A 13,600-nucleotide genomic window follows, 5' to 3' on the forward strand; every position below is an offset into this window, starting at 1 on the left:
GGTCGGGCTGACCGGAGCAGCCGGGTGAGAGCCCAGACCCCAGTGTTTGACCGCTTTTGATGATGAGGGCGCGTACGACGCGTCGATACGTTCCGCACGTCGACGACGCTTCTCGGACGGCGCCGCAACCCACGCACCACCGTCTCTCCAGGGGATCCCCATGCACGTCCCACGTCGTCTCGCCGTCCTCCTCGCCCTCCTGCTGGCCGCGGTCCTGCTCCCGGCTCTCACGGGCGGGGTCAAGGCCACCGCCGCCGATGCGCCGCGCCTCGGCGCGACCGCCGAGACCGCGGCCGGCTCGTGCTGGGAGATCAAGCAGGCGCAGGCGTCCTCGACCGACGGTGCCTACTGGCTGCTGACCCCGGCGATGGCCGAGCCGCAGCAGTTCTACTGCGACATGACCACCGACGGCGGCGGGTGGGTGCTCGTCGGACAGGGTCGCGAGGGCTGGACCATCGACTACGACGGCAAGGGCGACGCGTCGGCGCTGCTGACGCCGAGCACGCTCCCGCTCACCACCACCGTCCAGCTGCCCAGCGGCACGGTCCGCGCGCTGATGGGCGGTGCCCGGGTCGACGCGCTCGCCGACGGCGTGCGCATCCGGCGCGCTGCCAACGCGACCGGGAGCAGCTGGCAGGAGGTGCGGGTCAAGTACTCCAAGTGGCCGCAGTGGACCTGGACCTTCGGCGCCGAGAACCCGGTCGCCAGCTGGACGATCGGCTCCAGCTCCGGCACGGGTGGCACGTCGGCGTCCTTCGGCTCCGGCAACGGCACCAGCCTCGTCTACAACACGACCGTCCAGGCGAACACCTACAAGCGTGGCTTCGGCTACGGGTCCTCGACCGCCGGCACCGCCAGCGACACGACGTACCTCTGGTCGGCGACCAACGCGGGCTACGCCCTGCCCGAGGCGCAGGTCTGGATCCGCCCGAAGGTGCTCTCCAACTCCGGCTTCACCGCGATCCCCGACGGCGGCCTGTCGGGCTACGCCCAGCAGAGCCTGCCGAGCTCGAAGGCCCTCGCCTCGCCGTGGGGCGTCTCCGGGCTGGCTGCCGACAGCAGCACCGAGGGCAACGTCGAGGTGCAGGCGTTCACCCAGTCCGGCAACACCATGTTCGTCGGCGGCAACTTCCAGTACGTCCAGCAGGACGCCGCCGGCACCGGCCAGGTCAACCAGCCGTTCCTCGCCGCCTTCGACGTGAGCACGGGCCAGTGGATCTCGACCTTCCGGCCCACCCTCAACCAGCAGGTCCACGACCTGGCCACGCTCCCGAACGGCGACGTCGTCGCCGGCGGCGAGTTCACCCAGGTCAACGGGCAGGCGGTGACGGGCCTCGTCGCGCTCAACCCCAGCACCGGCGCGATCGACACCTCCTGGAACGTCACCGTGCAGGACCGCCTGGCCAACGACACGTTCCGCGTCAACGGGCTCGACGTCGCCGACGGCTACCTCTACGTCGCCGGCGCGGTCACCCACTTCGCGGGGGGCAGCAAGCCCAACGCGTTCATCTACTCCCGCGGCCTGGCCCGCGTGTCGACGACCGACGGCACGCCCGACTCGACCTGGAAGCCGACCCTCAACGGCACCGCCACCGACGTCTCGATCTCGCCCGACAACGCCACGGCGTACGTCAGCGGCTACTTCACGACCTCGAACGGCGTCGCCTCCCTCAAGGCCGCCGCGCTGTCGACGGCGGCCGGGGCGACCGCGCGGGCCTGGAGCCCGTCGTGGAGCAACAGCAACAACAACTACCAGCGCACCGTCGACGCGGTCGGCAGCAAGGTGTGGGTCGGCGGCTCGGAGCACTCGCTCTTCCAGTTCGACCCCACGACGCTGAACCGCACGATGGGCGACATCGCCAAGCCGCACGGTGACATCCAGGCCATCGGCCACCTCGGCAACGCGGTCTTCGCCGGCTGCCACTGCGACGACTGGGAGTACGCCAACGCCTACACCTGGTCGAACCTCGGCTCGACGTGGACCGGCGCCAACGCCCTGCGCTGGCTGGGCGCCTGGGACGCGACCACGGGCGAGCGGCTCCCGTCGTTCACGCCCAACCTCGAGATGCGCCAGGGCACCGGCATCTGGGCGATCCAGCCCGACAGCACGGGCGTCCTCTGGGCCGGGGGCGACGTCGTCGCCGCCGCCACGAACTCGCAGGCGGCGGCCTTCGCAGGCGGCTTCGTCCGCTTCCCGCAGAACGACTCGACGGCGCCCACCCAGCCGTCCAACCTGACACTGACCAGCTCGACGTCGTCGACCGCCACGCTGTCGTGGTCCGGGTCGTCCGACGCCGGCGGCGGCGTCCGGTACGTCGTGCTGCGCGACGACCGGCCGATCGCCGCGACCACCGGCAACCTCACCTCGATCACCGTGCCGCTCGGGGGCTCCAACCGCTTCTTCGTCCGCGCGATCGACAAGGCGGGCAACTACTCGGCGACCACGTCGGTGCTCGCCGTGGCCGGGGCCCACCTGCCCCCGACCGCGTCGTTCACGAACACGACGTCCTACTCCACCGTCCAGGTCGACGGCTCCGCGTCGACGGCCACGGACGGGACGATCACCGACTACCTCTGGGACTTCGGTGACAGCTCGGGTGCTCGCGGCGCGATCGCCGAGCACACGTACGCCGCGGCCGGGACCTACATCGTCAAGCTGACGGTCACCGACTCGACCGGCGCGACCGGCACGACCTCGCAGACGGTCACCGTCGCGAGCGCGGCCGCGCCCTCGCCGACCGATCCCTACGGCAAGCTCGTCTACTCGCTGTCCCCGTCGGTCTACTACCGGCTCGGCGAGACCAGCGGGAGCACCGCCAAGGACTCCGGCCCCGAGGGCCGCACCGGCACCTACGTCGGCAACGTCACGAAGGGCGTGGCCGGCGTGCTCGCCGGCTCGACCGACACCGCCGTGAGCACCACCAACGCGACCGGGTTCGTGACGTCGCCGAAGCTGACAGCCGCCCCGTCGACCTTCTCGCTGGCGGTGTGGTTCAAGTCGACCTCGACCTCGGGTGGTCGCCTGATCGGCTACAGCAGCTCCAACACCGGCTCGTCGAGCAACTACGACCGGCATCTCTTCCTGCGCAACGACGGGACCGTCGTCTTCGGCGCCTACACCGGCGTCGAGAACCGGGTCACGAGCACCACCGCCATCAACAACGGGCAGTGGCACCTGGCCGTCGGCACCCTCTCGCCGACCGACGGGATGAAGCTCTACATCGACGGTGCGCTGGCCGGTACCAACCCCAACACCTCGGCCCAGAACTTCGTCGGCTACTGGCGCGTGGGCGGCGACAACGTCTGGTCGGGCGCCAGCACCGGCAACCTCACCGGGACGCTCGACGAGGCCGCCGTCTTCCCGACGGTCCTCACCGCCGCCCAGGTGGCCTCGCTCTACTCGACCCGCTCGACGGTGGCGCCGGCGAACGCCGCTCCGACGGCCGCCTTCAGCTCGTCGGTCTCCAACCTGACCGCCCAGCTCGACGGCTCGGGCTCGACCGACAGCGACGGCCAGGTGAAGACCTGGAGCTGGGACTTCGGCGACGGCACCACGGGCTCGGGCCAGCTGGTCAACCACACCTACACCCAGGCAAAGACCTACACGGTGAAGCTGACCGTCACCGACGACGGCGGCGCGACCTCGACGATCTCGCACGACATCACGACGACCTCACCGCCGGTCGACAGCACGGTGATCGCCAGCAAGTCGGTCTGGAGCTACAAGTACGACGCGACCGCGCCGCCGACCGACTGGGCGGCGAAGGACTTCGACGCCTCCGCGTGGAGCACCGGCGCCGGTGTCCTGGGCTTCGGCTCCACCCCGCTCGGCACCAACCTCGACACCTTCGCCACGACCTCCGACCGACCGCTCGCGGCCTACTTCCGTCGTGACTTCCAGGTGTCGGACCGCACCAAGGTCACCAGGCTCGTGCTCACGACGGTCGCCGACGACGGGGTCGTGGTCTACGTCAACGGCACCGAGGTCGGCCGCTCGAACATGCCGACCGGCACGGTCACGAACAAGACGTACGCGTCCTCGGCCCGGCGCACGTCGGTGGCCAACAGCGCACCGTTCGTCATCGAGGTCCCGACGAGCCTGCTCGTCGACGGCCGCAACGTGGTGGCGGCCGAGACCCACCTCAACTACCGGGGCACCGCGGATGCCAGCTTCGACCTCTCGGCGGTGCTGACCGCTTCCCCCTGACTCACCCTTTCGGGGGATATTCGTCCTGATACGTGTGACTCCGTGCACAGGTGGGTAGACATGCTGTGACAGGGGGATCGACTCGGCGTGACCCATCCGCACTCCGGTGCGCCCGTGGCACCCATGGGGATGTCGTGCCCGGTCGCGCCTGCTCACCGTTCGGGGGAACGGCGTGTCACAGTCACGCATCACGATCATGGACCGTCACGGACTCTTCGTGGAGGTCGTCGGCCACGTACTCGAACGCCGGGGCTATCGCGCCCGGGCGATCGCGGTCGGGGCCAGGAGCGCAGCGGCGCAGGTGCGCCGCGTGGAGGAGACCCGACCCGACGTCGTCGTGCTCGGCGTCGACTTCGGGATCGGCAGTGAGGACGGCGACGCGGTCCTCAGCGAGCTCGTCGACCGCGGCCATCCGGTGATCGCCGTCATCGACGGCGACGACCCGGTCGAGCAGGGCGCCGCGTTCGCGGCCGGCGCCCACGCCGTGGTGTCGAAGTCGCGGCCGCTGGCCGACCTGCTGGAGGTCGTCGACGCCGCCGCCGCCGAGGAGCCCGAGCAGCTGTCCTGCTCGGAGCGCGCGCGGCTGGTCGCGATCTACCGGGACGCGCGCGACCGGCACCACGCCGCCCACCGCCGGTTCGCGAGCCTGTCCCGCAAGGAGCAGGAGATCCTGCGGCAGCTGATGGCCGGCCGCACGGTCCGCGAGATCGCCTCTCGGTCGGTGGTCTCCGAGCACACCGTGCGCACCCAGGTGAAGTCGCTGCTCGGCAAGCTCGACGTCAGCAGCCAGATCCAGGCGGTCGCCCTCGCGCGGCGCAGCGGCTGGGGAGCGTCCCCCCGCCACCGGGCGGGCTAGCGGGGGCGTGTCCCGAGTCGGGGTCAGGCGCCGTCGATCTCCAGGAACGGCCGGGCCAGGTCGCCGTTCAGCTGGTCGGTCGCCGACTTGATCACCTCTCCGGTCTGCGAGACCTTGCCGCCCACCGACAGCGGGATGCTGGGCTCGACCGGTGTGACGTCACCGGTCGGCCCGACGCCGATCCGGGTCGTGCGGTCGTTGGGGTCGTCGAGGGGCCACGAGGTCACCGTCACCTCGGCGCCGTCCCGGCGGCACTCCATGTGGTACCAGATACCCGGGATGACGGCGGTGGACGAGCGGATCGTCACGATCCCGTCGACCCCCTGGACGACGCACGCGGGTCGGCCGAGGTCGAGCTCCGCCTTGTAGAGCGTCGGCTCGCTGTAGATCCCTCGCTGGACGAGGTTGTCGCCGTTGTCCTCCGTGCGGCCCTCCGAGCGGGCGTCGATCTTGAAGTCGGTGCCCCACGTGAAGGCCGCCGTGCCGGGGTTGAGCTCGTCGTCGTCCCCCTTGTTGGTCACCACCACCACCGCGCGTGGGTAGGTCCCGGTCGCGCGGTACGGCGGGAAGGCGATCGCGCGTGCGCCGTCCGGTCCCGCGGACGCGGCGACCGAGCCGCCGTCCAGCGCGGCCACCCGGACCTCGACCGCCGCGGTGCCCGCCTGCGCAGGCCGGCCGTGGTCGTCCTCGAGCAGGACGGTCCGGCCGGTGTGCGGCCTCGCGCTGGGCGACGCCGTCACCGGGGTCGAGGCGGCGTGCGTGTCCTCGTCGTCGCTGAGGTCGCAGCCGGCCAGCAGCAGGACGGCCACGGAGAGGCCGGCGAGCGTCGGCACGCCCACCGCCCGGCGTGCGCGCGTGCGCGCACGGCTGAGACCAGTTCCCCCGATCATGAGGCGACCGTAGTGACGGCTCCCGCGCCGTGGCCGGGACCCCGCCCCATATACCGCTTCTAGGGCATGCCGCGCGTCCGAGCGTCGTGCGACCGTCTCAACACGAGGAGAACCGCGGCCCGGCAGGGTGCGCCGGGCCGCGGCTCCTTCCTCCCTCGGTAGAGGAACGACCTACTGCTGGACCTCGGCGCGGAACGCCGCGAGCGACTTGGGCTGGCTCCCGTCGGTGATCACGAAGTCGTTGGTCGTGTCGTTGCCGTCGACCCGGTTGAAGTAGACGGCGAACGACGCGCCCTGCTGGCGGAGGTAGTCCATCGCGTTGGTGATGAAGGTGGCGTTCGCGGAGTCGCCCAGCGAGGCGTCCGTGCCCCACTCGGTCAGGCCCCAGGGCTTGAGCGACCCATCGGCGTTCTTCATCCAGGACTTGGACTTCAGCGACGAGATCTTCGACCCCCACAGGCTCTGCGGGGTGTCGCTGGCGGAGTCGTGCCGCCACCGGTAGGGGTCGAAGGTCGCCATCTGGATCAGCGACGGCTCGAGGAGGCTCGCATAGGTGTCCTCGTTCGCGCCGGATCCGCCGTACCAGTACGTGCGCACGACGTCGGGGGCCGCCGTGCGCACGTAGCCCATCACCTTGTTCCAGGCGGCCGCCGAGTCCTGCGTCGTCGGCTTCTGGCTGGAGCCGTACGCCGAGTAGGCGTACTTGTCCTGGTTGATCTTGATCTGCGCCTCGTGCTCGTCCGCGAAGTAGACGTGGGTGCCGTTGTCGGCCTTCGCGGCGTAGTCGCTCAGCGTCTTCAGGCCCGCGACGAACTCCTTGAAGTAGGCCTGCACGTCCGAGCCCCACGCGGCGATCTGGGCGCGCGTGAACGGGCCGTTCTTGTAGCCCAGGGTGATCACGGGGCTGATGCCGTGGTCGATCTGCGCCTCGTGCCGGCTGATGTTCGGCGTCGTCACCTGGTCGGCGTTGAGGTACGTCGTCTCCACGGCCGGGTAGGTCGCGAAGTCGGACTTGAACGACTCGTAGGAGAAGGACCCGCTGTACATGCCGATGCCCATCGTGCCGCTCGGGGTCGGCTGGGTCGTCTGGGTCGGCGACGTCGTCGGTGTCGGGGTGCGCGTCGGCGTCGGCGTCGGGGTCGGCGTCGGGGTGCGGGTCGGCGTCGGGGTGGGCGACGTCGTCGGCGCCGTGCTGCTCGGGATCGGCAGGGTCGGCAGGGTGACGCCCGGGATCGTCGGCCAGTCGTCCGGCGCGAGCGGGATGCGGTAGATCGCACGGTTCCGGCTGCTGCTCACCAGCAGCGTGCGTCCCCGGCGGTCGACGCTGACGCCGGTCGGGTCGGCCTCGTCCGGCAGGGCGCGCGAGCTGGGGTCGGCCCCGGGTGCGGCGTAGAGATAGGTGGTGTCGTCGTCGACGAGCACCAGCCCGTCGCCGCGGGTGCCGAAGGTCCCGCCGGAGATGCCGGCCGGGATCTTGGCGACCTTCTCGACCCGGTTGACGGTCGTGCTCGACAGCTTCTCCGGAGCCACGTAGAGCTTGCCGTGGTGGTCGCGGTCGGTCGCGAGGTACACGCGGCCCGACCTCGGCTGGACGAGGAGCGACTGGACACCCTTCTCGCGACTCGGGATCCGCAGCTTGTAGCGGGTCGCCCGTGCGGAGGTCTGCGCGAGATCGCTGGGCTCGGAGATCGAGAAGACGGGCACGACGGTCGCGTGCTTCCAGACCCGGGCCACCCCGGCGATCCAGAGCGTGTGCCCCGGCCCGGCGGAGATGTCCTGCCACCCGCCGGTGACGTCGCCGGTGATGTCGACGTGGGCGACGGTCGCGCCGCTGGTGTCGACCGCGAGGATCGCGCCGCCGTCGGCGGCGTTGGCCGCCGACGTGCCGACGGTCCACATCGCGTCGCGGTCGTAGGTGCTGCGGGCGACGCCGGCCAGCACGGAGATCCGGTTGTCCTTGACGACGGTGCTCGCCCAGGCGCGGTCACCGGAGCCGCCGAGGTGGACGGCGCCGACGACGATGCCGGTGACGACCAGGGTGACGGCGAGGACGGCGGGCAGGCCGCGGCTGCGGAGGGTGGGCCGCGGAGCGCGCTCGGCGCGGCGGTGGCCGGCGTGCGCGCCGGGGGCTGCGGGGCCGGGGTCCCCGGCCCGGTGCTGGGGGGTGCTCATCGCATCGCCTTTCGCCAGACGCGGATCTCCGGGTTCTCCCGGAGCTCGAAGTCGCCGTTGCGGGTCGACTGGTAGTAGGTCACGAACACGGCGTGGTGCTGGCGGGCGTAGGTGTGCACCTTGTCGAGCCAGCGCGCCCGGCCGGAGCCGTCGGTGTCGCCGGGGACCCGGACCGACCCGGTCTCCGCGATCGCGAACGGGCGATGGGACTTCTTCGACGCCCGGACGACCGGGGAGAAGAGGTGGCGCGGCGCGACGTACTCACGCGCGTCGCCGAGCGCACCGTTGTAGGGGTCCCAGGCGTAGACGGAGACGAAGCGGCGTCCGGGGTCGACCTGCTGCCACGTCGGCGTGGCGGCGCTGTTGGCGGTCCAGCCCATGAGGACCAGCGTCGGGTAGAGGTTGTCGCGGCAGAAGGAGCCCGCGATCCGGGCGACGTGCCGCCAGGCGCGGACGTACTGCCGCTCGGTGAACTGGCCGGCGCGGATCTCGTCCTCGGGCTCGTGCCAGTAGTTCCAGAAGATGGGGGTACGGCGCGGCGCGGTGCGGAAGTACTGCCGGAGGTCGCGGTCGTAGCGGCCGCTGAGCACGTCCTGCGGCGTGACCCGGATCGAGGTGACGACCCACCGGCTGCCGTACCACCGCTTCTTCTCCGACCACGGGGTGCGGGTCGGCATCGTGTCGTCCCAGGTGCGGACGACCGGCACCCGGGTGCCGAAGCGTCGCTCCTCGGTGGTGAGGTCGTCCTTCATGGAGCCGCCGCCGTTGCTGCCGAGGCTGACGCCGAAGCGGGTGGCGGTGCGGTGCCAGCGCGGCGCGATCGGGCAGCCGGCGGCCCGGTCGGCGGTGCGGCCGGAGGTGCGGCTGGAGGTGGGGTCGGAGGTGCGGTCGGTGACCGCTCGGGTCGGGCTGGGCGCCGAGGCCGCGTGGCCCCCGGAGGTGAGTCCGAGGAGACCGACCGGCAACAGGGCAGCCAGGAGCAGGGCGGTGGTGCGCATGCTGGAGGAGTCCTTTCGGGGGTATCGACCGACAGCGGACCCCCGAACGCTCATCGGCCTGGCAAACTCAGGGCGTTTATGCGCCATCGGCCGGGTCGCAAACCTGATTTCGGACGGAACTGAGACACCCAGGCACGGTTTTCCCCAGTTTTGACGAGGTTGGGCGCGGTTCGGGGTGTTATCTGGACGCGGCGCCCGGGCCGGGGTGTCGGCGGGCGTCCGTAGACTGGCCGACCTCACCCCCCGTCACCTGTTGACCGGGGGCGTTCGTGCTGTCCAGACCCCTCGGAGCCACCCGTGCACCTCTCCGGCCTCGCCGCCGCCGTCCTCGCCGACCCCACCCTCGACGAGGCGATGGCCGACGCCCGTGGCGGCCGGCTGCCGGCGCTCGACCTCACCGGTCCCGAGGCGCTGCGGCCCTACGTCGTCGCCGGCCTCGTCGGCGCGGGCCGGACCGTGCTCGCAGTGACCGCCACCTCCCGTGAGGCCGAGGACCTGGTCGCCGCGCTCGGCGACGTCCTCGACCCGGCCGGGATCGCCTACTACCCGAGCTGGGAGACGCTGCCCCACGAGCGGCTGAGCCCCCGCAGCGACACGGTCGGCCGCCGCCTCGCGGTGCTGCGCCGGCTGCGCCACCCCGGCGACGACGTGTCCAACGGCCCGCTCCAGGTGGTCGTCGCGCCGGTCCGCTCCGTGCTCCAGCCCCAGGTGCAGGGCCTGGCCGACCTCGAGCCGGTCGAGCTCGCGCCCGGCGACACCGCGCCGCTCGAGGACGTCGTACGCCGGCTCAGCGGCGCGGCCTACTCCCGGGTCGACCTGGTCGAGAAGCGCGGCGAGTTCGCGGTCCGGGGCGGCATCGTCGACGTCTTCCCGCCGACCGAGGAGCACCCCCTGCGCGTGGAGTTCTGGGGTGACGACGTCGAGGAGATCCGCTCCTTCTCCGTCGCCGACCAGCGCACCCTGGAGAAGGTCGAGCGCCTCTGGGCGCCGCCCTGCCGCGAGCTGCTGCTCACCGACGAGGTCCGCGAGCGGGCCGCCGAGCTCGGTCGGCAGCACCCGCAGCTGCTCGAGCTCACCGACAAGATCGCCGCCGGCATCGCCGTGGAGGGCATGGAGTCGCTCTCGCCGGTGCTCGTCGACGAGATGGAGCTGCTCGTCGACCTGATGCCCGACGACACCCACGTCCTCGTGCTCGACCCCGAGCGGGCGCGCACCCGCGCCCACGACCTGGTCGCGACCAGCGAGGAGTTCCTGGGCGCCAGCTGGGCGGCGGCCGCGGGCGGCGGCACGGCGCCGATCGACCTCGGCGCGGCCTCCTACCGCGAGATCGCGGACGTCCGGGCGCACGCCCTCGCCCAGGGCAAGCCCTGGTGGACGGTCAGCCCCTTCGGCATCGAGTCCGACGACGTGACCGACGTCGACGCCGTGCGCAGTCGAGCCCTACCCGCCCATCCGGCCGACGCCTACCGGGGTGAGATGGAGCGCGCGATCGCCGACATCGCCCGCTGGCGTGGCGACGGCTACCGCGTCGTCGTCATCCACGCCGGCCACGGCCCGGCCGAGCGGATGCGCGAGGTGCTGGCCGAGCACGACGTGCCCGCCCGCGTCGCCGAGGACCTCCAGGAGGTCTCCGACCTCTCCACCGACGTCGTCACCATCACCTGCGGCGCCGCCGCCCAGGGGTTCGTCGACGACGCCAACCGACTGGCGGTGCTCACCGGCGAGGACCTCTCCGGCCAGCGGGCCTCCACCCGCGACATGCGGCGGATGCCGGCCCGCCGCAAGAAGCAGATCGACCCCCTCGAGCTGAGCGCCGGCGACTACGTCGTCCACGAGCAGCACGGCGTCGGCCGCTTCGTGGAGATGAAGCAGCGCGAGGTCGGGGGAGCGGTGCGCGAGTACCTCGTCCTCGAGTACGGCGCCTCCAAGCGCGGCGGTCCGCCGGACCGGCTCTACGTCCCGGCCGACGCGCTCGACCAGGTGACCCGCTACGTCGGCGGCGAGCAGCCCAGCCTCGACCGGCTCGGTGGCTCCGACTGGACCAAGCGCAAGGCGAAGGCCCGCAAGGCGGTCCGCGAGATCGCCGCCGAGCTGATCAAGCTCTACGCCGCGCGGCAGGCCACGCAGGGCTACGCCTTCGGCCCGGACACCCCCTGGCAGCGCGAGCTCGAGGACGCCTTCCCCTTCCAGGAGACCCCCGACCAGCTGAGCACGGTCGACGAGGTCAAGGGCGACATGATGCGCACCGTGCCGATGGACCGGCTGGTCTGCGGCGACGTCGGCTACGGCAAGACCGAGATCGCGGTGCGCGCGGCGTTCAAGGCGGTCCAGGACGGCAAGCAGGTCGCCGTCCTGGTGCCGACCACGCTGCTGGTCACCCAGCACCTCAGCACGTTCTCCGAGCGGATGAGCGGCTTCCCGGTCGTGCTCAAGGGGCTCAGCCGCTTCCAGACCGACGCCGAGGCCCGTGAGGTGATGGCGGGCATGGCCGACGGGTCCATCGACATCGTCGTCGGCACCCACCGGCTGCTCAACCCCGACGTCCGGTTCAAGGACCTCGGGCTGATCATCGTCGACGAGGAGCAGCGCTTCGGCGTCGAGCACAAGGAGCAGATGAAGCGGCTGCGCACCAGCGTCGACGTGCTGTCGATGAGCGCGACCCCGATCCCGCGCACGCTCGAGATGGCGATCACCGGCATCCGCGAGATGTCCACGATCACCACCCCGCCGGAGGAGCGCCACCCGGTGCTCACCTACGTCGGCGGCTACGAGGACCGCCAAGTGATCGCCGCGGTACGCCGCGAGCTGCTGCGCGAGGGCCAGGTCTTCTACATCCACAACCGGGTCAACTCGATCGAGAAGGCCGCGCAGCGGATCCAGGAGCTGGTGCCCGAGGCACGGGTCGCGACCGCGCACGGCCAGATGAACGAGCGCCAGCTCGAGCAGGTGATGCTCGACTTCTGGGAGAAGCGCTTCGACGTGCTGGTCTGCACGACCCTGGTCGAGTCGGGCCTCGACGTGTCCAACGCCAACACGATGATCATCGAGCGCGCCGACACCCTCGGGCTCTCGCAGCTCCACCAGCTCCGCGGCCGGGTGGGCCGCTCGCGCGAGCGGGCCTACGCCTACTTCCTCTACCCCTCGGAGAAGCCGCTGACCGAGACGGCGCACGAGCGGCTCGCGACGCTGGCCCAGCACTCCGACCTCGGGGGTGGCATGGCGATCGCGATGAAGGACCTCGAGATCCGCGGTGCCGGCAACCTGCTCGGCGGCGAGCAGTCGGGCCACATCGCCGACGTGGGCTTCGACCTCTACGTGCGGCTGGTCGGCGAGGCCGTGCACGAGTTCAAGGGCGAGGGCGAGCCGGAGCTCAACGAGGTGCGCATCGAGCTCCCCGTCGACGCCCACCTGCCGCACGGCTACATCCCGAGCGAGCGGCTCCGGCTGGAGATGTACAAGCGGCTCGCCGAGGTCCGCTCCGACGACGACGTCGACCTGATCAACGAGGAGCTCCTCGACCGCTACGGCGAGCCGCCGGTCGAGGTCGTCTCGCTGCTGCTGGTCGCGCGGTTCCGGGCCCGGGCCCGCCAGGCCGGCATCGGCGAGGTCACGATCGCGGGCAAGAACGTCCGCTTCGCGCCGGTCGACCTGCCCGACTCGCGGGTGGTCCGGCTCAACCGGCTCTACCCCAAGTCCATCGTCAAGGCGCCCGTCAGCACCATCCTGGTGCCGCGCCCGCAGACCGCGGTCATCGGAGGTCGCCCGCTCGATGGGATCGCCCTGCTTGAATGGGCGCGGCAGGTGATCGACTCCGTCATCGACCCCCAGGAGAGCAAGTGACGCGCGTACCCGCATCGATCGGCCTCGCCGTGGCCGCCCTCGTGCTGCTGACCGGCTGCGGCTCGGTGCCCGACTTCAGCCCGGGCGTCGCCGCCCGGGTCGGGGACCAGACCGTGTCCGACGCGCAGGTGCGCGACGTCGCGTCCGTCTACTGCCCCGCGGTCGCGCCGCAGCTCCAGGGGCAGCCGGTGCCGCTCAGCCAGGTCAACGCGCGCGTCGCCGGCAGTCTGACCCTCCGGTCGGCGGCCGAGCAGTTCGCCGACGACGAGGGCGTGACCGCCGATGCGTCGTACCAGAAGACGATCGACCAGGCCGACAAGGGCGGGCAGTTCAAGGGCCTGACCGACGACCAGAAGGACGCCGTGATCGAGGTCGGCGGGGCCGAGCTCTACGCCGCCGCGGTCGCGAAGTCGGTCGGCTCGGACGGCGAGAAGCTCTTCGACCAGTGGCTCACCGACCACGACGTCGAGATCAACCCGCGCTACGGCGTCGCGCTCGGCGACGGCAAGGCCTCGCTCACCGACACCAGCCTGTCCTACGCGGTCAGCGACACCGCGACCAAGGCCGGCGCCGACAGCCCCGACGCCACCTACGTCGGGGCCCTGCCGGCGACACAGCGCTGCGGCTGATCCGCGAC

General features: G+C 71.7%; 7 protein-coding genes. 4 read left to right on the plus strand and 3 right to left on the minus strand.

What is annotated here, in order from left to right:
• The first annotated feature begins 160 nt into the window (after positions 1-160).
• Both K8U61_RS16335 and K8U61_RS16340 read left to right on the plus strand, forming a co-directional pair.
• Positions 161-4,207, plus strand: a complete 4,047-nt coding sequence (locus K8U61_RS16335; RefSeq protein ID WP_224124104.1) for a PKD domain-containing protein — start codon at positions 161-163, stop codon at positions 4,205-4,207.
• 196 nt (positions 4,208-4,403) lie between these two features.
• Positions 4,404-5,063, plus strand: a complete 660-nt coding sequence (locus K8U61_RS16340; protein WP_224124105.1) for a helix-turn-helix transcriptional regulator — start codon at positions 4,404-4,406, stop codon at positions 5,061-5,063.
• Positions 5,064-5,086: 23 nt separating this feature from the next.
• Here K8U61_RS16340 and K8U61_RS16345 read toward each other — a convergent pair whose 3' ends face one another.
• The 3 genes from K8U61_RS16345 to K8U61_RS16355 form a co-directional block, all read right to left on the minus strand.
• Positions 5,087-5,953: a hypothetical protein gene (locus K8U61_RS16345; protein ID WP_224124106.1), complete on the minus strand. Its 867-nt coding sequence runs from the start codon at positions 5,951-5,953 to the stop codon at positions 5,087-5,089.
• 171 nt (positions 5,954-6,124) lie between these two features.
• Entirely contained in the window at positions 6,125-8,125 is a 2,001-nt protein-coding gene (locus tag K8U61_RS16350) for a hypothetical protein (protein ID WP_224124107.1), read from the minus strand.
• Positions 8,122-9,123 (minus strand): hypothetical protein, encoded by a 1,002-nt coding sequence (locus tag K8U61_RS16355; RefSeq protein ID WP_224124108.1) that lies wholly within the window; start codon positions 9,121-9,123, stop codon positions 8,122-8,124. The genes K8U61_RS16350 and K8U61_RS16355 overlap by 4 nt, the downstream gene beginning before the upstream one ends.
• A 297-nt stretch (positions 9,124-9,420) precedes the next feature.
• Here K8U61_RS16355 and mfd point away from each other — a divergent pair, with 297 nt between their 5' ends.
• Together mfd and K8U61_RS16365 are read left to right on the plus strand one after the other, a co-directional pair.
• A complete protein-coding gene (gene mfd, locus K8U61_RS16360) occupies positions 9,421-12,963 on the plus strand; it encodes a transcription-repair coupling factor (protein ID WP_224124109.1) in 3,543 nt (1,180 codons plus the stop codon).
• Positions 12,960-13,592: a SurA N-terminal domain-containing protein gene (locus tag K8U61_RS16365; protein ID WP_224124110.1), complete on the plus strand. Its 633-nt coding sequence runs from the start codon at positions 12,960-12,962 to the stop codon at positions 13,590-13,592. The genes mfd and K8U61_RS16365 overlap by 4 nt, the downstream gene beginning before the upstream one ends.
• The last annotated feature ends 8 nt before the right edge of the window (positions 13,593-13,600 follow it).

Origin of the sequence: Nocardioides mangrovi, assembly GCF_020073815.1 — a bacterium.
In the GTDB taxonomy this organism is placed as follows: Bacteria; Actinomycetota; Actinomycetes; order Propionibacteriales; family Nocardioidaceae; genus Nocardioides; species Nocardioides mangrovi.